Below are 21,717 nucleotides of genomic sequence, written 5' to 3' on the forward strand. Positions count from 1 at the left end.
AGACGAAGCGGCAAGCCCATCGCGATAAAGTAGCACGGAACAGTCTGGAAAAAAGTGACTTTCGCCATGACGGCGCTGAAATCCGCAGCTCGGTAACCGACGTGGCCCCGCGGCGAAGCCCAAGCTGCCGCGACGTCGCTGGGGCGTCGGACGACCGAGCTGTCGCGGCGGATGCAGCGACACGATGAAGCAGATGGCGTCTCAGTTTGAATTCTTTGCCACACTGCTTTGTTGGAAGTGTTCGACGGCGCCCTCAATTTGAACCCAATTATGTTTTGACTGCTCAAAAACCGATCTGACCGGGGCCGGGTATTTTGGGTCCGATAGAGCGCCAACCGCAACGCCGATCAGCGAGGGTAGGTTGTCAGCCTTCCAATAGATCGTTGACCCGCAGTTTGGGCAAAAGTAGGTGTGGACCTTCCCGCCGCCAGTTGCATCGCGAGTGTACTCTTTGGCAGTTCCAGAAATGGTGACGGCGTCGACCGGATAAAAGGCGCCTACACCAAATGGCGCGCCGGTTGTCCGTTGGCAGTCAAGACAATGACAGGCGACAACCAACTTTGATGGTTCTGCAAGCGTTAGTTTGAGAGCGCCGCAACTGCATCGGGCGTCAGCCATTGGAAAACCCTCCGTTTTCTGAAGCGAGATCGCGTTGGGATTTCAAACTAAGGCACTACCCTGGTGCATGCCAGCTTGCCAGTCGCCTGGGTAATTTATAGCGTCCCGGCGAATTCAGGAGCTTTGAACATGACGGGTTCGTCCGATTATACACCGCCAAAGGTGTGGGAATGGAACAAGGAAAACGGCGGGCGGTTCGCCAATATCAACCGGCCGATCTCGGGGTCCACGCACGACAAGGACCTGCCGGTGGGGCGCCATCCGCTGCAGCTTTACTCGCTGGGCACACCGAACGGCGTGAAGGTCACGGTCATGCTCGAGGAGCTTTTGGCGCTCGGCCACCGCGGCGCGGAATATGACGCCTGGCTGATCCGCATCGGCGACGGCGACCAGTTCGGCAGCGGCTTCGTGGCGATCAACCCGAACTCCAAGATACCCGCGCTGCTCGACCGCGGCGGCCCGAAGCCGATCCGGGTGTTCGAAACCGGTGCGATCCTGATGTACCTCGCCGAAAAGTTCGCCGCGTTCCTGCCCACCGAGGCCGCTGCCCGCGCCGAATGCCTGTCGTGGCTGTTCTGGCAGATGGGCAGCGCGCCGTATCTCGGCGGCGGCTTCGGCCACTTCTTCGCCTATGCCCCGACCAAGATCGAATATGCGATCGATCGGTTTGCCATGGAGGCGAAGCGCCAGCTCGATGTGCTCGACAAGCGTCTCGCCGACAGCGAATATCTAGCGGGCGGCGAATACACCATCGCCGACATCGCGGTGTGGCCTTGGTATGGCGGACTGGTGAAGGGCTGGCTGTACGGGGCCGCCGAATTCCTCCAGGTGGAGGACTACAAGAACGTGCAGCGCTGGGCCGATACGATCGGCAATCGACCGGCCGCCAAACGTGGCCGCATGGTCAACCGCATCAACGGCGAGCTCTCGAGTCAGTTGCACGAACGCCATGACGCCGGCGATTTCGAAACCCAGACTCAGGACAGGCTCAAGTTCGCGGGTTAGACGGCTCGTTTTACGGCTGGATCGACTCGGGCTGAGCGCTTGATGGTGAAGCCGATCAGCAGCGGCATCACCAGAAGCACGAGCGGAAACTGCAGCAGCAGCCCAGCGATGATCGAGATCGCCAGCGGCTGCTGAATAGCCGAACCCTGCCCGATCGCAAGCGCCAGCGGCATCAGGGTCAGGATCGCGGCCAGCGTGGTCATGGTAATCGGACGCAGCCGGTTGCGGCTCGCCTCGCGCAGCGCTTTCCGCGGCTCCATCTCCCGTGCCAGCTCGGCGTATTCCGAGACATAGAAGATCGCCATTTCGGTACCGATACCAATGATCATCGTCATGCCCATCAGCGCGGTGATGTTCAGATCGACCCCGGTCAGCCACAGCGCTGTAAATACGGCTGTCGTCGACAGCAGCGAGCAGGCGATGATGATCACCGGCAGCCACAGCCTCTCATATAGAAACAGCAAAAGAATGAATTCGGCGATCAGCGCCGCCGCGAACACGCGCGCCAGACCGGCAAAGTCGATCTGCTGTTGTTGATACAACCCGCCCAGTTCGTATCGCACGCCGGCAGCCAGCAGGTTCGGCTGAGCCAGCACCCGCTGCACGTCGCCGACCGCCTGGCCGATGCCGCGGCCTTCGATCCGCGCCGTCACCGCAATCATCGGCTGCAGGTTTTCGCGTGAGATTTCCGGCTGGCCGGTCACCGGTGTGATCGTGGCCACCCGGTGAAGCGGAAACACGTGCCCATCCGTGGCCCGGATCGGCAGATCCTGCAATTCTGTCTGCCGCAGCTGCAACGCGTCGGGCAACCGCACCCGCACGCCGACGGTCTTGGTGGCTTGCGGCAGTTGGGTCGCCACCGACCCGGTCAACGCGATCGAGACCGCACGTGACACGTCGTCCGGCGTGACCCCCTCGATACTTGCCCGGATCGGATCGATCTTCAGATTAAGCGCGTCGCCGGCCAGCTTGACGCCGCTCTTTACCTCGACGACGCCGTTGATCTTGCTGATCGCGGCGGCGACCTTCTGCGCCTGCGGGATCAGCGCGCTGGTGTCGGATGCGTATAGCTTGATCTCGATCGGCTGCGGAACGGCGGTCAGGTCGCCGATCAGATCTTCCATTAATTGCGCCAGTTCGATCTGCACGCCCGGCACCTTCTGCTGCACCTCGGCCAGCACCGCCGCCATCACCGCCGGCGTGGACCGCGCATGGTTCGGCTTCAACCGGACAAAGTAATCGCCGTGATAGCTTTCCCCAAGGTCGGCACCGAGGCCGGTGCCAAGACGGCGGGAGAACGTCGCCACTTCCGGGATCGCGCGCAGCATGGCATCGATCTCACCGACCTCGCAGCTGGTTTCGGTCAAGGAGGTTCCCGGCGGCGTGTAGTAGTCCATGATGAAGCCGCCCTCATCGACCTTCGGCATGAAGCCGGTCGGCACCGCATTGTAGGCAAACCAGCCCATCGCCAGCAGCGGCACCAGGGCGACGGCGAACAGCCAAGGCCGCGCGAACAGCCTATCCAATAACCAGCCGTGGCCCCGCGCCAACCAGCTTTTGCCGGCGGCGCCGGGATCCTGCCAGCGGTCGAAGTTGACCAGATGGCGCGCCAGCACCGGCACCACGAACGCTGTCATCAAGTAGGAAATCGCCAGCGCCGCGGCCATGGTGATCGACAGCGCCTGAGAAAACGCGCCGGTGACCCCGCTCAGGAAGCCCAAAGGGACGAACACGATCAGCGTCGCCAGGCTGGACCCGGTCAGCGGACGCAGAAACTCCCGCCCGGCGGGCAGCACCGCCGCAGCCCCGGCAATGCCGCCGCCCGAGACCGCCGCACCGGCGCGGCGCGCGATGTGCTCCACCATCACGATGACGTCGTCGATCAGCAGCCCGACGGCGGCGGCGATGCCGCCCAGCGTCATGATGTTGAAGCTCATGCCCAGCAGGCTCAGCACCAGGATCGAGGCCGCCAGCGTGGCCGGAACCACCAGCACGGCGACCAGCGTCACCCGCCAACTGCGCAGGAACCCCAACAGCACCAGGGCGGCGAGAACCAGGCCGATCAGCACCGCGTCGCGCACGCTGCCGGCCGACTGGGTGACAAGCTCACTCTGGTCATACCAGTTCACCATGCGCACGCCAGGCGGCAGCTTGAATTGCGCCAGCTTGGCCCGCACGTCGGCGGCAATTTGCACCGCGTTGCCGTTGGGCTGCTCATAGACATTGAACAGCACCGCTGGTTTGCCGTCTTCCACGACGCGGATCCATTCCGGCACGACGCCATTCTGCACATTGGCGACATCGCGCACGCGCACGATCCCGGCGGCATCCGATCGCACCACCACGTCGCCGATCTTGTCGGTCGCGGTGATGCTGTGATCGGCCATCACCAGGTAAAGCTTGTGGTTGTCCTGCAATCGGCCAACCGCCTGCAGCACGTTACCCTTGGCCAACGCATCGGACAGGTCGGTCATGCTCAGACCGTAAGCCTCGAGCCGGTGCGGGTCGGCCAGCACCTCCACCTCGGCGATGTTGCCACCCTGCACGTTGACCCGCGCCAGGCCAGGGATCGCCGACAGCAGCGGCACGATCTGGTACTGCGCCAGATCGCGCAGCGCGATCCCCGAAACCGTATCCGACATCAGTGCATAGGAATCGATCGGGAACACCGTCGGGTCCATCCGCCGCACGTCGTAGCCGGTGCCGGGCGGCAGGTCGGGCAGGATCTGCGTGATCGCCGCGTCGATCAGCAACGTGCTGCTGATCATGTCCCGACCCCAGCCGAAATCGATCGAGATTTGCGCCGAGCCGCGCGAACTGGCGGAGCGTACATCCTGCACGCCAGGCACCGAACGCACCGCCTCCTCGACCGGGCGGGTGACCAGCAACGCCATCTGGTCGGCCGGACGGCTGCCGGCATTCAGATCGACGATGACCCGTGGAAACGACACCTGCGGGAACAGCCCGACCGGCAGCGAGACCGCCGACACCACGCCGGCCGCGGTCAAGGCCAGCGCCACGAGAAGGATCGAACGGGCGTGGCGCTCGACGAACGCGGCGAAATTCATTGCGCGCCGCTCGCGCCGCCGCCGCTTACGCTCGGGCCGTTTGCGCCCGGGCCGCTCACGCGGACCGCCATCTTGTTGGAGAGCTGATAGTTGCCCTGCACCACAAGTGGGCGCCGCGGATCCAATGTCCCCTGAACGACGTCATTGTTCCCCGCCGTGCCCACCAGCTTCACGTCGACCCGCGAAGCGCTCGATCCATCGACCTGGAACAGGTATTCACCCTTGGCGTCGGTCAGCAGCGCATCGTGCGGCACGATCCAGCCGTTGAACTGGCCCACCGTAATGTCCGCCCGGTAGGCGGTGCCGGCAATCACCGACCCGGGGGCAACGGCGACATCGGCATCGAGCATCCGGGTCCTGGGATTGAGCGTGCCGTCGAGGCGGACGATCCGGCCGTCAACCGGCGCCCCGTCCGACATCGGCGTCAGATGCACCGGCTGTCCCGGTCGAACCCGCGACCGCGCGCCCGGGTTGATGCCGACGGTGACCACCAGACCGTCGAGCCGGGTGATTGTCATCAGCGTCGCGCCCGCTGGCACGCGATCCCCCGGCGCCACCGGTATGGTCGCGACGATGCCGTCGAACGGCGCCGTGAGCGTGCGCGACGCCAGGTCGGCGCCCTCCCGCCGCAGCGCATCGAGCGCGGCCTGAGCGTCGGCCACCGCCTTATCGGCCTGGGCAAGCTGGTCCCGGGTCGCCAGCTGCTGCTTCAGCAATTGCGCCGCCTGATTACGCTGCTGGCGGGCCGCCGCAAGCGAGTGCACCGCCTGCTGATACGTCGAGATCGCGGTGGCCGATGCGCCGAATTCAAGCAGCTTATCGCCTTGGTGAACCGCCTCGCCAGGCGTCACCGCGATCGCCAGCACCCGTCCGTCCTGCTGGAAGCTCAACGTCATGCCGCCGTCGAGTGCCGGTCGGGCCGAACCATAGGCGACCAGCAGATCGGGGACAGTACCCTCTCGCGGCTTCTCGGTCTGCACCGCGACGCTCGGCGGGTCATCGGCCCATGCCGACCGCGCAATAAAGCCGGCCAGCAAGGCTGGAAGCGCGATCAGGCCGGCCAGCAAAGCCAGCGCACCCCGGCGAGGCATCATCGCGACGCGTCCTGCCGGGGCAGCGCAATCGCCGGCATACCCGCCCCGATCAGCGTGGCGATCGCCACCTGCTGGTCCAGCAGCGACTGCTCGATTGTCACGATTTCCTGCTCCTTGGTAAGCCGCGCGCCGACCAGATCGACATAGCCGCGCTCATCGAGGTTGCCGGCGTTGAAAGCCGCCTCGGCCTGTGCCGCGATCCGTCGCGCCCCCGCCAGTTGGTGGCGAACGTCGTGAAGCTGGCGGTTCAACAGGTCGATTTCGGCGATCATCGCGCGGACCTGGCCGACCGCCGTCGTCAGCCGCGCGGCATATTCATCGTGCAGTTGCTGGCGGGTCGCGGTCTCGATCGCGATATTGCCCTGGTTCTGATTGAAGATCGGCAGCTCCAGGCTGATCTGCGGACCGAGGGTACGAACGTTGGTGTTGTCACTGCCTCCGGTCCCGCCCAGCGCCAGGTTAGGGAAGCGCGACAGAACGGCGCTGCGCAGCTTGGCTTTTTGCGCGCGATAGCCGAGTTGCAGCGCCACCAGATCGGGCCGCCGCTCGGACAGCGTCGGCAGCGTCCGCTCGACCGCATCGGCGTTCCATGGCGCAATGTCGGGTATTCGATCCAGTGGCACAACGACGTCGGGCGCTAAACCGAGCAGCGCGTTCAACTGGTGCCTTCGGTCAAGCTGCTGGCGTTGCTGGTCATTAAGCAACGTCGTGATCGACTCCAACGCAGCGAGGTCGGGCGCCGAGACCGTCAGCGTCTCGTTGCCAGCGGCGACCGCCCGCCGCGACTTGTCGTAGCGGGCGGCAAGCAGATCGCGGTTTTGCGCCAGCAGTGCCGCGATACGGTCGGCCTCGATGATATCGACCGCAAGCAGTCTCGCCTGGCCGATGACTTGCCATTCCTGCCAGAGGATTTGTGCATCGATCTGGTTCGCCGCGGCCCGCGCCGCCCGGCGCGTGCTGGAAAGCGTGATCAGCGCGCGGACGTCCTCGGTGATGCCGGCGGTCCAGGCCGGCGTCGTGCCGGGTCCGGCGAGAATTGGCAAGTAGGAGCCGGTGAGCTGGGGGTTGGGCAGCAGGCCGGCCTGCAGGACCTGTGCCTGGGCCACGCCATGTTGTGCCCTGACCGCTCGCAGGTCAGGGTTGTTGCGCACCGCCAGAACCGCGACCTGGGAAACAGTCAGCCGAGCCGGCAGCGCGATTCCGTCATGCCGCAGACCCTGCAGGCTGTCACTCAGCAACGGCCGGGTCGGTAGCGCCAGATCGGCCGGTGACGCGCAGCTCGCCAACGCCAGGGTCGCGGTCATCAGGGCCGGGATCGACCAGCCCGCGCCTGGCACAAGGCAGCGGGACACAAGACGGGGACGACAGCGCATGCCCGGCACGCTAGGGGCGGCAACTTTGGCGGCGCCTTTCCACAACCTTCGCAATCGACAAGTTGACGACCGCTTGCCAGGCGCTGTGGGATCACCAATGGAGCATCATCGCGCCTGGCGGAACGAAACCGGTGCATATCCTGTTGATCGAGGACGATCCGGAGACGGCCGAGTACGTTGTCGAAGGATTACAGAGCGAAGGGCATGACGTGGAAGTCTCGATGGACGGCCGAGCCGCCCTGGTGCGCGCCGCCTCCGAGACCTGGGACCTGCTGATCGTCGACCGCATGCTGCCGGGGCTGGACGGGCTGGCCCTGGTCCGAACCCTGCGCGCCAGCGGCATCGCCACACCGGTGCTGTTCCTGACCACGATGGGCGGGCTGGATGACCGCGTCAGCGGCCTGAATGCCGGTGGCGACGACTACTTGACCAAACCCTTCGCCTTCGCCGAACTAATGGCGCGGGTGAGTGCGCTCGGCCGACGGTCGCTCCGGCTCGCGCCGGACACGGTGTTGCGGGTCGCTGACCTGGAAATGGACCTGCTGACCCGGGTGGTCCGACGTGGCGGGCAGCCGATCGACCTGCAACCACGGGAATACGAACTGCTGGAATACCTGATGAAACACGCCGATCAGGTGGTGACCCGAACGATGTTATTGGAACACGTCTGGGGCTTCCACTTCGATCCGCGCACCAGCCTGGTGGAGAGCCATATCAGCCGCCTGCGTGGCAAGATCGATAAAGGCAGGACCGAATTGATCAACACGGTGCGCGGCAGCGGATACTGCATCCGTGCGCCGGTCTAGCCAATCACAGAGCGGCGCCAGCCGCGGGGCCTCCGCGATTTGGCGCGTCAATCGGATACGCCGAAAAATCCGCCGTATCGTGCTGCCCTGATGCGCGATACCAGACGATCAGCTTGGCGATGGCCTCGATCGCTGCGCACCTCGAGCTTCCGGCTGACCATCCTTTATGTCGCGGTCTTCGGCGTGTCCGGGCTGCTGCTGTTCGGCGTCATCGCATGGGCGGTGAACAGTTTCATGGCCCAACAGTTGGACGCGACCGTCGCCAACGAACTGGCCGAGGTCCAGGCCGATGCCGGCGGCCAGCAGATCGCGGCGCTGAAACGCGTCGTCGACGGGCTGATCATTCATTCACCCGGGATCGACTATCTGCTGCAGGCGGCGGACGGCCAGGTCATCGCCGGCAACATGACGCCGATCCGGCCGAGGCCCGGACTGCGAGTCCTGGCTTCGGCCAATCAAGCCTCCGACCGGCACGTGCTTGGCGGTATCCGCGGACGTGGCATCATGGTTGCCGATGGCGCCTATCTCTTCGTCGGCGTCAGCGACCACCAGCAAGGCGAGCTCCGCGAAGTCGTGACGCGCACCTTCCTGCTGGGTCTCGGCATGACAGTCGTGCTGGCGATGGCCGCGGGTCTGGTCGTCAGCCTCGGCGTGTTGCGCCGGGTGGAGGCGGTCAGCCGCGCCAGCCGAGCGATCATGGCGGGCGACCTGACCCAGCGTATGGCATTGCGCGGCACGGAGGACGAGTTCGACCACCTCGGCAGCAGCCTCAACGCCATGCTGGACCGGATTCAGGATTTGATGCTTGGACTGCAGCAGGTGTCGAGCGACATCGCCCACGATCTGCGCACGCCGTTGACCCGTCTGCGTCAGAGACTGGAACTAGCGCGACGGCGGGAAACTACCGTGGACGGGCTGCACGCCGCGATGGACGGCGCGATCACCAACGTCGATGCCATCTTGGAAACATTCGCGGCCTTGTTGCGGATCGCCCAGATCGAGGCCGGGACGCGCCGCGCCGGATTCAAGTCCGTCATGCTCGATGCATTGCTCCTTGCGCTGGTGGAAGCCTATCAGCCGGTCGCCGAGGAGAAGCGCCAGACCCTGTCGAGCAGCATCGAGCTGGACTTGGGCTTGCACGGCGACGAAGAATTGTTGACGCTGCTGTTTGCCAACCTGGTCGAGAATGCCATCGGGCATTCACCGCCAGGTGCGCGCATATTGCTGCAAGCCAAGCGCCAGCCGGATGGCATCGAGGCGATCGTCGCCGACACCGGTCCCGGCGTCCCGGCTGGATCACGCAAGCAGGTGCTGCAGCGTTTCTACCGTCTGGAGGGCAGTCGCACGACACCAGGCAACGGACTCGGCCTCAGCCTGGTGAACGCGATCGTGGTGCTGCACGTGGCGTCACTCGATCTGCGGGATAACCAGCCGGGGCTGCGTTGTGTACTGCATTTTCCCAGCCAGGCCAGAGCATGATCGCAGCTTGGCGGAAGATTCAAGCCGTGTGAATCATGCGCCAAGAGCTAGATCATTTTTTTGCATGCACGGTTATGCTGAAATGGTCTGAGAGGTCCGAACGTGGGCTTTGCCGGTGACCCGGTCGATCGCTGACGGTGTCGGCAAGACGGTGCTGGGGCCTCGCGCAAGGCCGATGCGGGCGCGCACCGATCGGAATCCAATCCGACCGGTGCCGCGCCCTTGTGCTCGGCGGTCTACTGCTTGGCCACCTTGCCATCGTCGGCATCAATCGACGACGGAAGATAGACCGCTATGCAGCCGCGCGTCGGGCAAGGACTGGTCGGGTCGGTCGACGCCGCGGTGCCAAGAGGAACGAACCCGATCGGCACGAACACGTGGTGCGAAACCTTGTCCGCCGCCACCGAATGCGCCGACGTCGACGTCGCCACGCCGCCGTCATACATGTTGGTCCCGGCATCGACGGTGCCGAGGATCGGGGTCACCTTGCCATTGACCAGGGTGCCGCGGGCAGACAGGTAGTAATGCTTCGTGCCGCGGTCGAACCAGACCTCATCGTTGCCGCCGGCCGGGGTGATGTTGGCCACGATGTTTCCATTGTTCAGATTGATCACCACCGACTGGGTCGTGGCAACGGTGTTCGGCGGCACCGTGAAGGCGCCGCTGCACCCGATCATCGCCTCGTTTCGCGGGCCAAGCGTCAGACCGCCGGGGGTGCAGTTCGACACCGGATAGGTCGCCTTGACGGACATCGTGCTGGGGTCGATCACCGAAACACCGCCCTGCGTGGCATCCGTCGGCACGATCTGCGGCACCGAGACGTAGAACAGGCCGGTCTTTTTCGACCATTGCGACTGCTCGATGCCGGTCTGCATGGCATCCGGTGTGCCCTTGGTGCCGTCAAACACGATCTTGCCGACCACCGCATGGGTATCGGTGTTGATCATCGTGATGAACGGCGGAACGTCGGCGTTGTTGGCGACGGCAAGAATGTGGTCGGCCGCGTCCCACGCCATCTCATCACAACGGAACTTGCCGCCGGTGGAAATCTTATCGACCACCTGGAAGCTGGCGATGTCGATCACCTTCACCGTGCTGTCGCCGTCGCCGGCCCAGACTTGGTTGTTGTTCACCACCGTGACACCGTCGGGGCCGGAAGTCGTGTTGTCGGCGGTCACGCCGTCAGCCTCGAATTTCTGGCCGGCAAAACCGCCGACCCGACCGATGAAGGTGGCGTCGGTGGCGTTGAAAAAATCGATCGACGCGTTGGTTCGATCCGACAACACATAGCGATTGATCTTCGGATCGACGAAGCTGATGTCGAATGTGCCCAGCCCATTGCCGCCGACATCGATCGTGCTTACCAGCACCATGTGCTCATCGGCGCGGACGGGCTTTGCAGAGACGGCTAGAGCCACGAGCGGAACCGCCCACAGGACGCAAGGTCCGATCTTTCGCATCTTGGAATCCCCCAAAAATTCGTTGCGACGCAACACAGATTGCTGCATTGCCAGGGACACTGCTCAGTCAGGCGGAAGTGACCCACAATACACATTATCGAGTGGTGCCGCGCGATATCATCACAAATTAATAACATATTATGCGGAATACACTCATTATTTGTTCAATTACAAATAATCCATTGCGGATGAATCCGAATACTCATTGATAAATGCAAAAAAGGCCTGATTCGGGCGAGTTCGTCATTTCATCGGTCGGGATTACCTGCGCCAAACTTCTTCGGTCTGCAATGATCCACCCGCCACCGATCTCTGTGCAGCCGCCCGCGGTCATGGATTCGTTTTCTGATGTTCCGATCGGACAAGGTCAAACCGCACTCGCGCCCGGATGCCCAGCGGACTCCGCGATCGACGATTAGTCATGCATAAATCCCGCCGATTCCACCTTTCTTGGGATGTTCGTTTGCATTCACTGAGAACCCGGCTGTTCGGTCTGTGGGGATTGTCCCTGGCCGCCTGCATCGCGGTCGGCTTCCTGTTGCTGCAGCTCTATCAACAATCCACCGATGCCCAGGTCGGGCGGGCCGAAGCAGTAATCGCCCGCGCCTGCGACCTGATCCGCGACCGCTACGGCTTCTATGCCACCGGCTGGGCCGGGCCGCGGCAGGGACAGCCCGACGACAGGCTGCGCTCCGACCTCGCCACCGCCGTCGGCCTCGCCTTGGCCAAGCAGCAGGGCGTCGAGGGCGGCATCTGGCAAGCCGGCGCCGGCCCGCTGGCCTACGCCTTCCCGACCTACGAGGGAACCGGTCCGAAAACCGATCTGCCGACCGCCGAGCGCGATCAGATCCGCGCCGTCAACCAGCAGGCTGCGCGCGACGAGCAGTTCGTCGATCGCCGCACGACCTTCGGGTCCCAGACCCTGCTGTTGTACGCATGTCCGCTGTCGGGCCCGATCGCCGGCCTGACCGCCTGGACCATGACCCGGGTCCAGTCGGTGCGCGGATTCCAGCCCCAGCAACTCGGTCTCGGCGTGCTGCTGGCGTTGATGCTGCTGATGTCGGCCTGGCTGGGTCGTACGCTGCTGGTCTGGGGACGCCATGTGCGCGGCATCGAGGCGGCCTTGCGCACCGCCGGAGCCGGCGGCATGCCAACGGTCGGCCGCACCGGAGAGCGCGAACTGGATCAGATCATCGACGCCCTGAACGATGCCGGCCAACGGCTCGCCGAAGCGCGGCGCGAGGCCGACAGCATGACCGCACGCGCCGCACGCGCCGAACGCCTCGCCGCGCTCGGCCGGGTAGCCGCCGGGGTGGCACACGAAATCCGCAATCCGATCGCCGCGGCCAGGCTGCAAGGCGAAAACGCCCTGGCCGGGGACGACACAAGGCGGCGGGACGCGATCGGCGACATGCTGGGCCAGATCGATCGGCTGGATGGGCTGGTCGGCGAACTGCTAGCGATGACCCAGCGGGTCGAGCCGAACCGGGTCCACGTCGAACTCGCGGCGTTTCTCGCCCAGCAGGTGGCGCGGCACAAGGAAACTGCGCAAACCAAATCCCTCGCCGTCTGCGTCCGCGATGCCGCCGGCACCGCGGCGCTTGATCCTGCCTTGATCGAACGGGTGTTGGACAACCTGATGACCAATGCGATCCGCCACGCTCCCCAGGGCGGCAGCGTCACGCTCTCGGTCGAACGCCAGCCGGACCTGCTTAGTTTTACCGTCGAAGACAGCGGCGCCGGCGTGCCGCCCGAGATGACCGACCGGCTGTTCGAGCCGTTCGTCACCGGCCGCGCCGATGGCACCGGGCTTGGCCTGGCCATTGCCCGTGAACTGATCGACGCCCATGGCGGCCGGCTCGTCCTGCGCAGCGCCGGTTCGGCCACAGGCGGCGCGGTGTTCGCGGTCGAACTGCCGCGGGAGGCCGAGTGGCAACCGTCCTGATCGTGGATGACGACCGCGCCCTGCGGCGGGCCATCGCCACCGCGCTCGCCGACCTCGGCCACGACACCGCCGAGGCCGCCAACGGTGAGGCGGCGCTGGTCTGGCTGGCGCGTGACCATGCCGATGCCGTGCTGCTGGACCTGCGGATGCCGGGGATGGACGGCATGGATGTCCTGCGCCGCATCCGAACCATGGCCGACCCACCGCCCGTCGCCGTGCTGACCGCGGTACCAACCAGCGACAACACGATCGAGGCGATGCGGCTGGGCGCGGCGGACCACCTTGCCAAGCCGATCGGGCGCGACGCGCTGCGGGCCCTGTTGGCGCGGATGTTGCCCGTGATCGACGCGACAGCGTTCGGCGCCGCGCCACCCGACACCAGGGACGGCGATCTGGTCGGGTCGAGCACGGCCATGCGCGAGGTGCAGAAATCCATCGGCATGCTGGCGGACAGCGATGCGACGGTCCTGCTGCTGGGCGAGACCGGCTCCGGCAAGGAAATCGTGGCACGCGCCATCCATCGTCACGGACGCCGCGCCCAGGCGCCGTTCGTGCCGGTCAACTGCGCCGCGATCCCCGCCGAACTGCTGGAAAGCCTGCTGTTCGGTCATGTCCGCGGCGCGTTCACCGGCGCGCTCGCCGATCGGTCCGGATCGTTCCGGGATGCCCAGGGCGGCACCCTGTTCCTCGACGAGATCGGCGACATGGACCTGGCGATGCAGGCCAAGCTGCTGCGCGCCTTGCAAGAGCGCGTGGTGACCCCGGTCGGCGGCCGTCCGGTGGCGATCGACGTGCGGGTGATCGCGGCCACCCACCGTGACCTGATCCAGTCGGTACGCGACGGCAAATTCCGCGAGGACCTGTATTACCGGTTGGGCGTGGTGCCCCTCGCCCTGCCGCCGTTGCGCGAACGCCTGGCCGACATCGTCCCACTGGCGGAGCACTTCCTGGCGCTGTCGGCCGATGGCGGACCGCCCAAGCGGCTTTCGCCGGACGCCGCGTCGCGCCTGCTGGCCCATCCGTGGCCGGGCAACGTCCGCGAACTGCTCAACGCCATGAAACGCGCATCGACGCTGGTGCGGCGTTCGGTGATCGCGGCCGAGGACCTCGCCTTCCTGGCGACCCACGCCAGCCAGTCAGGCACATCCGCGGACACCCAAGCGGGTTCCATCGACTGGCTGGCCGGCACCCTGCCCGAGGTGGTCGCGCGGGTCGAGATCGAGCTGATCCGGCGCGCGCTGGTGGCCAGCGGCGGCAACCGCGCCCAGGCAGCCGAACAACTCGGCATCCGCCGCCAGTTGCTGTATCAGAAGCTGGAGCGCTATGGCCCGGCGGTGTCCGCGAATGCGACAGACGATGTCCCCGAAGCGGACCAGCCGGCTGCGCCGAAGTGATGACTGACCTCACAATTTCAATTACTTAGCTCTGGCACAGTCCTTGCTGTCCGGTCGATGGGCCTGGAGCCCTGAAGACGGAGACCATCATGAGGAAACAGATACTGCTGGCCGCCACGCTGCTGGCAGGCGCTGCCGGCGTGGCCGTGGCGCAGAACGCCGCCACCTACGATCCGAGCCAGTTGCCTGCGATCCAGGGCAAGGTCGCTGAGTACAGCCTGACCCCGCGCGGCGACGTCGATGGGCTGATCCTGGCGGACGGCACCGAGGCCCACCTGCCGCCCCATCTCGGCACCCAACTGGTCTATGCGGTGAAGCCCGGCGATGCGGTCACCATCCGCGGCCTGAAGGCGCGCGCGATCCCGATGGTGCAGGCGATGTCGGTGAAGAATGACGCCACCGGCAGCACGGTGACCGACAACGGCGCCGGCGGACCCCCCGGCCCGGCGGACGCACAACAACCGCTCAGCGCCACCGGGCGCATCAAGGCGCAACTGCACGGCCCGCGCGGCGACCTGAACGGCGCGCTGCTCGAGGACGGCACCATCATCCGCCTGCCGCCGCCCGAGGCAGAACGGCTGGCGGCGATGCTCGCGGTCGGCGCCCGGATAACCGTCAAGGGCTTCGGCTTGGATGGCCCGCTGGGTCGGGTGATCGAGGCGCGTTCGATCGGGGCGGATGCCACGCATCTGGCGCAGGTCGCCGCCCCGCCGCGTCCGGGTCCGGGTCGTCGCCCGCCACCGCCGCCCGGCGGCCCTGGAATGGTGCCTCCGCCCGGGCCTCCGCCGCCGCCCGGCTGATCCTGAACCCGCCTCGCCCGGGCGACGCTGAAACCCCCGGGCTCGCTGACTAAACAAAGCGCGAGACCAATCAAGTGATATCGCGCTCGACACCAACTAACCGCACCCGAAGCGTGCCCAAGGAGACCAACGGGCACCAACCGCCCCGGCAGGATGCAACCGGCGACGGACCACGGACAGCGGCTGGACGACGAGAATATAGACTTCGGACCGGGTGCCGCGCGCACCCGGCTTTGCTTTGAGGGGGACGAATAGTGCCGGACCACATCCTGAGCTGGCTTCACATCGGCGACCTGCACATCACCCGCGCCGACCAGGAGAACCATCGCGATCTCCTGCGCATCGTCGACCTCGCGCAAGGATTGCCCGCGGGCAGTGTCGATTTCGCGCTGCTCCCCGGCGACAACGCCGACGACGGCACGCCGGAGCAGTTCGCCCTGGTGCGCGACGCGGTTGCCGGGCTGCCGATGGCGCTGCACATCCTGCCCGGCGACCACGACTTCAAACCCCGCTCGTTGGACGCCTTCCACGACGTGCTGGGTGCCGAACGGCTGCCAAAATCGATCGCCGTGCAAGGCCACCGCTGCCTGTTCCTCGACGTCGTGTCAGCCGGCACCGGCGGTCCGGACTTCCGCCTGGGCGATGCCCAACTGGCCTGGGCCGAGCAGGAAATCGAACACGCCGCGGCCGCCGGTCGGGACGCGGTCATTTTCATGCACACCTATCCGGCCGACCTGCGCCACGGTGCCCAGCGTATCGGCGCGCTGCTCGCCCACCCGCACGTCACCTGCGTGGACATGGGGCACACGCACTACAACGAACTGGCCAACGACGGCGGCACGATCTTCATGACCACGCGCTCCACCGGCCAGATCGAGGAAGGTCCACCCGGTTTTTCCATTGCCACGGTGGATCGGCGCGGCATGAGCTGGCGGTTCAAGACGCTGGATCAGGCATGGCCCTGCGTCGTCATCACCTGCCCGGTCGATCGCCGCCTCGTCACCCGGCATACTGAAACCCAACCACACCTGGTCCGCGCCAAAGTGATCGGCGATGCGCCGATCGAAACGGTCGAGGCGCGCATCGACGACGGTGACTGGACCGCGATGACGCCTGTGCCGGACGCTCCCGCCGTCTGGCAAACCGCCGCGCCGCAAGGCGAACGCGTCACCGTGCGCGCCCGCGACTCGCGCGGCCGGCTCGACCAGGATCAGGTGCATCCGCCCGGGCCGGATTGGACACCGCCCCGGCGCAAGACCAACGGCAGCGACGCCGACCGGATCAGCGCCTGGCCGGAGAAAGCCATCCCCGGCACCCAGCTCGGCCCCAACCGCAACGGCCGGAAGTGGTGATGGGCGCTGTTCTGGCCTCGCCCTGGACCACCTGGAGCATCGCCGGGCTGGCGACCGCCGGGGTGATCATTCGCCCGTTCTCCTGGCCGGAATTCATCTGGGCAGTCGCCGGCGCCGGGCTACTCGTCGGGCTGGGCCTGCTGACTCCCACCGACGCCCTGGCCGGCGTCACCAAGGGCACCGATGTCTATCTGTTCTTGACCGGAATGATGCTGCTGTCGGAGCTGGCCCGCCAGGAAGGTCTGTTCGACTGGCTGGCGGCGGCGGCGGCCGGCATGGCGAAGGGCTCCGCCAGTCGCCTGTTCACCCTGGTGTTCGCGGTCGGCACCATCGTCACCGTGTTCCTGTCGAACGACGCAACCGCCGTCGTGCTCACCCCCGCCGTCGCCGCCGTGGCGAAAGCGGTCCAGGCCGACAAACCGCTGCCCTATCTGTTCATCTGCGCCTTCATCGCCAATGCCGCGAGCTTCGTGCTGCCGATCTCCAACCCGGCGAACCTGGTGATCTACGGCAGCCACATGCCGCCGCTGCTGCAATGGCTGCCGCGCTACGCACTGCCGTCCGCGCTGTCCATCCTGGCGACATACTTCGTGCTGCGCTGGACCCAACGTGGCGATCTGCGCCAGCCGGTCTCGGCCGACATCGATCTGCCCGAGTTGTCCGGCGCCGGCCGGATGGCCGCGGCAGGCATCGTGGTGACCGCGATCGTGGTGCTGGTATCGTCCGGCTTCGACATCCAGCTTGGCCTGCCGACCTTCCTTGCCGGCCTCGGCACCGCGATCCTGGTCCTGACCTGCTCCAAATGCGGCGTCGTCGATGTGGTGAAGAACATCTCCTGGGGCGTGTTGCCGCTGGTGGCCGGCCTGTTCGTGTTGGTGGAAGCGCTGCAGATCACCGGCGTCACCCAGCATCTGTCGTTCCTGTTGCAAGACCTGGTCCGGCGTTCGGCGACACTGGCCGCCTGGGCATCCGGCGTGCTGCTCGCCATCGCCTGCAATCTGATCAACAACCTTCCGACCGGCCTGGTCTCGGGTCGCGTGGTCGAATTGGCGCGCGTGCCGGATCAGGTGCGCAGCGCGGTGCTGATCGGCGTCGACCTTGGGCCGAACCTGTCGGTCACCGGGTCCCTCGCTACGATCCTCTGGCTGACCGCGCTGCGGCGCGAGGGCCACAGCGTCAGCGCGCTGACCTTCCTCAAGCTGGGCGTGCTGGTGATGCCCCCGGCCCTTGTGCTCGCCATCGCCGGCGCCTTCGCGTTCGGCTGACCCATTTTCCGGAGATTCGTCATGCAGAATGTCAGCTCGGTCTGGCTCTACCCGATCATCCTGATCGCCGGCGCGCTGCAAGCCTGGGGACCGCCGATGAACGGCGCCCTGCGCAAGTCGCTGGACAATCCCTGGCTCGCCAGCACCGTCTCGTTCCTGCCGGTCGTCGCGTTCCTTCTGGTGCTGTTCCTCTGCCTGCCCAACCCGCTGCCTTCGCTGAGAGGCCTCTCGGCAATGCCCTGGTGGGCCCCGCTTGGCGGCCTGTTGGGCGCATTCGCGGTCATCACCGGATTGCTGTTCGTCGACAAGATCGGCGCCGGACCGTTTGCCGGAATGACCATCACGGCGAACATCCTGATGTCGCTGGCGATCGACAACTTCGGCTGGTTCGGCATCGAGCAGCACAGCCTCAACATCTGGCGCATCCTGGGCGGCGTGCTGATGACCGGCGGCATTCTTCTGGTCGCGCTGTTCTGACATGGCAGGCTCCGAAGATGGCTCAACCCAGCAAGCGCGAGACGCCGGCTTCCACGCCCGCTCGCTCGACGCGGTGAACTTCCTGCTCGCCGACGTACGCGGCGCGCTGGGTCCGTACCTCAACGTCTTCCTGATCACCCAGCGGCATTGGAGCCAGACCGAGGTCGGCTGGGTCACTACAATCGGCGGCCTGATCGGGCTTGCCGCCCAGACCCCCGCCGGCGCCGCCATCGATTCCACACGCCGCAAGCGAGGCGCCGTGGTGCTGGCGCTGATCGTGCTCGCGATCGGCGCGGCGGTCATTTTCGCCGCCCCCACCTTCTGGCCGGTGCTGATCGCCAACACCGGCATGGCCGTCGTGGGCGATGTGTTCGGGCCCGCCATCGCTGCGGTGACGCTGGGACTGTACGTCCGCAAGCAGCTCGCTCGCCGCATGGGACGCAACTCGGCCTTCGACCATGCCGGCAATGTCGCCATCGCCGCCGCGGCGGGCGGCGTGGGGTATCTGTTCTCGCAGCGTGCTGTGTTTCTGATGGTGCCGGTGTTCGCCGCGCTGGCCGTGGTGGCGATTCTGTCGATCCCTTCAAAGGCGATCGACCAGGACCGGGCGCGCGGGCTCGGCGATGGAGAGGCGAAGCCGGCGGAGGGAAGCCAGGCTCCGTCCGGCTATATGACTCTGCTGCGCTGCCGACCGCTGGTGGTGTTCGGTCTGTGCGTAATGCTGTTCCACTTCGCCAACGCGCCGTTGTTGCCGCTGGTCGGTCAAAAACTGGCGCAGTCCCATCCTGCCTGGGCCACTGCAATGATGTCGTCATGCATCATCGCCGCGCAACTGATCATGCTGCCGGTGGCGCTCGCGGTCGGGCGCACCGCCGATCGCATCGGGCGCAAGCCGATCCTGCTGTTGGGGTTCGGCGTGCTTCCGGTGCGGGCGCTGCTCTACACGTTTTCCAATAGCGCGCCCTGGCTGATCGGGGTGCAGTTGCTGGATGGCGTCGGTGCCGGCATTTACGGCGCGATCACCCCGCTGGTGATCGCCGACCTGATGCGCGGCACCGGCCGATACAACCTGGCCCAGGGGGCGGTGGCCACGATGCAGGGCGTCGGCGCCTCGCTCAGCGGGCTGGCGGCCGGGGTCATAGTCGACCACCTGGGATATTCGCCGGCGTTCCTGTCGTTCGGCGCGGCGGCCTGCGTCGCGCTGGCGGCCCTGGTCTTGGCGATGCCGGAAACCGCCGGCGAACCGGTTTCCCTGCGGCCGGCGCGTCGGACCGGCTGAGACACGCCGGGGATTGTCCGGCGGCGGCCGGCCGCTCAGCCCGGCGTGGCGACCGCTTGGTGGGCGAACTCGACGCGAATCACCTTGGCCGGTCGCACAATTCCGTCCGCCGGAGGACTCTTGGTTCCCCCATCCGTCGAGAAGAACGCGACCCGGCCATGCTCGCCCGGCAACCGACCCCAGGCTCCGCTCGACGGGCCGACCAAAACGTCATCAAAAGGATCTCCCGCGACCGTCATTCGCCACTGACCGGTGGACGTGGCCCCGTCGCCGGGCGGTTCCGTCGAGATGTTCTTGCTGGGCTCCAGCCAAATCATCTCGATGGTGTTCTCGCGATGGGTGGAGACGTAGGCGACCCCGGCCGTTTCGTCGATACAGAAGTCGTCATACCAATAACCGCTGGCGACCATCTCAGGCTCGCCGAGGGGCGCCAACGTGATCGGGTCGATCCGCACCCGCATGAACAGCTTGTGCTAGGTCGAGGTGTAGTAGAGGTGTCCGGAGCGCGCGACGTATCGCAAGCCGTTGATCCCCGGCTGATCGGCCAGCGGGCCGCCATTCGGATCGTGGCCCATGCTGTAATGCTTCAGCCAGACACTGGGAATTGCCCCGCCGTCCGGCCGCAGGTCGACCCGCCAGATCAACCCGGCGAAGCAGTCCGCCAACAGGATCACGCCAGCCCCGATCACGCAGCCGCCGTTCAGCCCTTGAACGATGCCGGGGAATTTCAGCACCGGTTCGGGCCGCACCGACGACCCCGGGGTCCAGCCACGCAGGTCCAGGCGATAAAGGTAAGACTCGTGCGTGGTATAGGCTTTCGAGGTCGCCACGATGAAAACATCCGGGTCGGTCTCGATGATGCAGAGCGTCGGCTGCTCGAATAAGGCCAGCCGCGTCGGTTCCACCGTCTCGCCCGCGGCAGCCGGCGGCACATACCACAAACCGTTCCTGGTAAGGTCCGATACGATCAAGGAATCGTCGCTGCGGACCGCCAAGTTCTCGAGAAAATAATGCGGTGGAAACGACGCGATGGCGGAAAGCTTCGCTTTGGCAACCGGCATCATCACCTCCGCGGGGTTGGCTTGCGGCCCACAGGCTGCACGGGATGCCGCGCCCGCCTCAGGCTAACGGCCTAGTTCAGCCGCAGGTCGATCAGGTGCTTCGGATCGGCCTGCAACTCCCCCTTCTCCACCCGCTTGACGATATCGGTCAACGCCGCGTTGGCCGGAGTCGGCAGTCCGATCGCGTCGCCCTGGCGCACGATGAAGCCGTTGAGGAAATCGATCTCCGTCCGACGCCCCTTCACCATGTCCTGACCCATCGAAGGCCGGTGCTCGCCGCCGCCGGCCTTGCTCACCTCGTCCAGACGGTGCGCGTCGTATTCCCGCACCGCGCCGGGATCGCCCTCGCCGGCCCGCGCGATCAATTCTGGATCGATATGATGAATCTCCTCCAGCTCATAGCCCAGCGCCTGACCGACGCGGATCGCCTCGCTGCCAAGCCTGGCGCCGAACCGCCGCAGCGAGTCATTGCGCAGGATGTCCTTGCTGATCAGCCCGGTGCTGGCGGACATTCCGTTGGCCATCGCGTTGGTCACCAGTTTCGACCACCGCTCACCCCACAGATTAGACGTCACCAGGGCCGAATCGGTCAGCGCGACCAGGCGCTTGATCTCCTGCACCCGATCGGTGACCCGGCCGTGCACTTCACCGGTGCGGAACACCGTGTGCTTGTCCCCACTCTTGCCCGCCGCCCGCCGCACGTGGCCGGGTTCGCACAGATCCACGGTGATGGAGCTGGCAATGCAGCCGACCACCTTGCCCCAGCCGACCACCCCGGCGATCGTCGCCTCATTCATGCAGTTCTGTAATGAAACAATAAAGCCGTTCGGCGCCAGATACTGCGCGATCATGATCGCCGCCCATTCGGTGTCGTACGACTTCATGCAGACGAAGGCGATATCGAACGGCTTTTGCTTCGCCGCCTGCTGCAATTCAGTCAGGTGCAGCGCACGCACCGGCGTCGACCACTCCGCGACCTCGCGGATGTGGGACACCTTCAGTCCCTGCGACTTCATCGTCTCAACGTTGGCCGGCCAAGGATCGATGAAGGTGACATCCTCACCCGCCCTGGCCATGTGCGCCCCAGCGTATGCGCCGACCGCGCCGGTGCCCATGATGGCGATCTTGTAACCCATTGGTTTCCCCTCTCGCGGCCACTACGGGATAGTCTGCCGACACCGGTGCGAAACGCAACCGGGCGTTTTCCGCCGCGCCCCGCAACGCTCTGTTGCGCTGCGGAA

The 21,717-nt window shown here is 65.9% G+C and carries 18 protein-coding genes; 10 read left to right on the plus strand and 8 right to left on the minus strand.

Annotation, left to right across the window (positions count from 1 at the left end):
• Window positions 1–201 precede the first annotated feature (201 nt).
• Window positions 202–618 (minus strand): GFA family protein, encoded by a 417-nt coding sequence (locus ACQY4Y_RS26525; protein WP_428493553.1) that lies wholly within the window; start codon window positions 616–618, stop codon window positions 202–204.
• 129 nt (window positions 619–747) lie between these two features.
• On the opposite strand from ACQY4Y_RS26525, the gene yghU reads away from it, so the two are divergent.
• Window positions 748–1,623: a glutathione-dependent disulfide-bond oxidoreductase gene (gene yghU, locus ACQY4Y_RS26530; protein ID WP_428493554.1), complete on the plus strand. Its 876-nt coding sequence runs from the start codon at window positions 748–750 to the stop codon at window positions 1,621–1,623.
• On the opposite strand, the gene ACQY4Y_RS26535 is transcribed toward yghU, so the two are convergent.
• The 3 genes from ACQY4Y_RS26535 to ACQY4Y_RS26545 are packed head-to-tail and all read right to left on the minus strand — an operon-like array spanning window position 1,620 to window position 7,089.
• The gene (locus tag ACQY4Y_RS26535) at window positions 1,620–4,691 is read right to left on the minus strand and encodes an efflux RND transporter permease subunit (protein ID WP_428493555.1); all 3,072 of its coding nucleotides are present in this window, start codon (window positions 4,689–4,691) and stop codon (window positions 1,620–1,622) included. The genes yghU and ACQY4Y_RS26535 overlap by 4 nt on opposite strands.
• Window positions 4,688–5,785, minus strand: coding sequence for an efflux RND transporter periplasmic adaptor subunit (locus ACQY4Y_RS26540; RefSeq protein ID WP_428493556.1), 1,098 nt, complete (start codon window positions 5,783–5,785; stop codon window positions 4,688–4,690). Before ACQY4Y_RS26540 ends, ACQY4Y_RS26535 begins: the two co-directional genes overlap by 4 nt.
• Window positions 5,782–7,089 (minus strand): TolC family protein, encoded by a 1,308-nt coding sequence (locus tag ACQY4Y_RS26545; protein WP_428493557.1) that lies wholly within the window; start codon window positions 7,087–7,089, stop codon window positions 5,782–5,784. The genes ACQY4Y_RS26540 and ACQY4Y_RS26545 overlap by 4 nt, the downstream gene beginning before the upstream one ends.
• A 200-nt stretch (window positions 7,090–7,289) precedes the next feature.
• On the opposite strand from ACQY4Y_RS26545, the gene ACQY4Y_RS26550 reads away from it, so the two are divergent.
• Both ACQY4Y_RS26550 and ACQY4Y_RS26555 read left to right on the plus strand, forming a co-directional pair.
• On the plus strand, window positions 7,290–7,964 hold the full coding sequence (locus ACQY4Y_RS26550) for a response regulator transcription factor (RefSeq protein ID WP_428493724.1): 675 nt from the start codon (window positions 7,290–7,292) through the stop codon (window positions 7,962–7,964).
• A 90-nt stretch (window positions 7,965–8,054) separates the two neighbouring features.
• Window positions 8,055–9,443 (plus strand): ATP-binding protein, encoded by a 1,389-nt coding sequence (locus ACQY4Y_RS26555; protein ID WP_428493558.1) that lies wholly within the window; start codon window positions 8,055–8,057, stop codon window positions 9,441–9,443.
• A 236-nt stretch (window positions 9,444–9,679) separates the two neighbouring features.
• On the opposite strand, the gene ACQY4Y_RS26560 is transcribed toward ACQY4Y_RS26555, so the two are convergent.
• Window positions 9,680–10,816, minus strand: coding sequence for a YncE family protein (locus ACQY4Y_RS26560; RefSeq protein ID WP_428493559.1), 1,137 nt, complete (start codon window positions 10,814–10,816; stop codon window positions 9,680–9,682).
• Window positions 10,817–11,366: 550 nt separating this feature from the next.
• On the opposite strand from ACQY4Y_RS26560, the gene ACQY4Y_RS26565 reads away from it, so the two are divergent.
• The 7 genes from ACQY4Y_RS26565 (at window position 11,367) to ACQY4Y_RS26595 (ending at window position 19,415) form a co-directional block, all read left to right on the plus strand.
• Window positions 11,367–12,848: a sensor histidine kinase gene (locus ACQY4Y_RS26565; RefSeq protein WP_428493560.1), complete on the plus strand. Its 1,482-nt coding sequence runs from the start codon at window positions 11,367–11,369 to the stop codon at window positions 12,846–12,848.
• A complete protein-coding gene (locus ACQY4Y_RS26570) occupies window positions 12,833–14,242 on the plus strand; it encodes a sigma-54-dependent transcriptional regulator (RefSeq protein WP_428493562.1) in 1,410 nt (469 codons plus the stop codon). The genes ACQY4Y_RS26565 and ACQY4Y_RS26570 overlap by 16 nt, the downstream gene beginning before the upstream one ends.
• Before the next feature lie 89 nt (window positions 14,243–14,331).
• Window positions 14,332–15,042, plus strand: coding sequence for a hypothetical protein (locus ACQY4Y_RS26575; protein WP_428493563.1), 711 nt, complete (start codon window positions 14,332–14,334; stop codon window positions 15,040–15,042).
• Between the two features lie 254 nt (window positions 15,043–15,296).
• Window positions 15,297–16,394, plus strand: coding sequence for a metallophosphoesterase family protein (locus ACQY4Y_RS26580; protein ID WP_428493564.1), 1,098 nt, complete (start codon window positions 15,297–15,299; stop codon window positions 16,392–16,394).
• Entirely contained in the window at window positions 16,394–17,659 is a 1,266-nt protein-coding gene (locus ACQY4Y_RS26585; RefSeq protein ID WP_428493565.1) for an arsenic transporter, read from the plus strand. The genes ACQY4Y_RS26580 and ACQY4Y_RS26585 overlap by 1 nt, the downstream gene beginning before the upstream one ends.
• Before the next feature lie 21 nt (window positions 17,660–17,680).
• Window positions 17,681–18,136 (plus strand): DMT family transporter, encoded by a 456-nt coding sequence (locus tag ACQY4Y_RS26590; protein ID WP_428493566.1) that lies wholly within the window; start codon window positions 17,681–17,683, stop codon window positions 18,134–18,136.
• 1 nt (window position 18,137) lies between these two features.
• Window positions 18,138–19,415, plus strand: a complete 1,278-nt coding sequence (locus ACQY4Y_RS26595) for an MFS transporter (protein ID WP_428493567.1) — start codon at window positions 18,138–18,140, stop codon at window positions 19,413–19,415.
• A gap of 35 nt (window positions 19,416–19,450) precedes the next feature.
• Here ACQY4Y_RS26595 and ACQY4Y_RS26600 read toward each other — a convergent pair whose 3' ends face one another.
• The 3 genes from ACQY4Y_RS26600 to ACQY4Y_RS26610 form a co-directional block, all read right to left on the minus strand.
• On the minus strand, window positions 19,451–19,876 hold the full coding sequence (locus tag ACQY4Y_RS26600) for a hypothetical protein (RefSeq protein WP_428493568.1): 426 nt from the start codon (window positions 19,874–19,876) through the stop codon (window positions 19,451–19,453).
• Window positions 19,877–19,888: 12 nt separating this feature from the next.
• On the minus strand, window positions 19,889–20,476 hold the full coding sequence (locus ACQY4Y_RS26605; RefSeq protein WP_428493569.1) for a hypothetical protein: 588 nt from the start codon (window positions 20,474–20,476) through the stop codon (window positions 19,889–19,891).
• A 71-nt stretch (window positions 20,477–20,547) separates the two neighbouring features.
• Window positions 20,548–21,612 (minus strand): ketopantoate reductase family protein, encoded by a 1,065-nt coding sequence (locus ACQY4Y_RS26610; protein WP_428493570.1) that lies wholly within the window; start codon window positions 21,610–21,612, stop codon window positions 20,548–20,550.
• Between the last annotated feature and the right edge of the window lie 105 nt (window positions 21,613–21,717).

This window comes from Rhodopila sp., assembly GCF_965277165.1.
Lineage (GTDB): Bacteria > Pseudomonadota > Alphaproteobacteria > Acetobacterales > Acetobacteraceae > Rhodopila.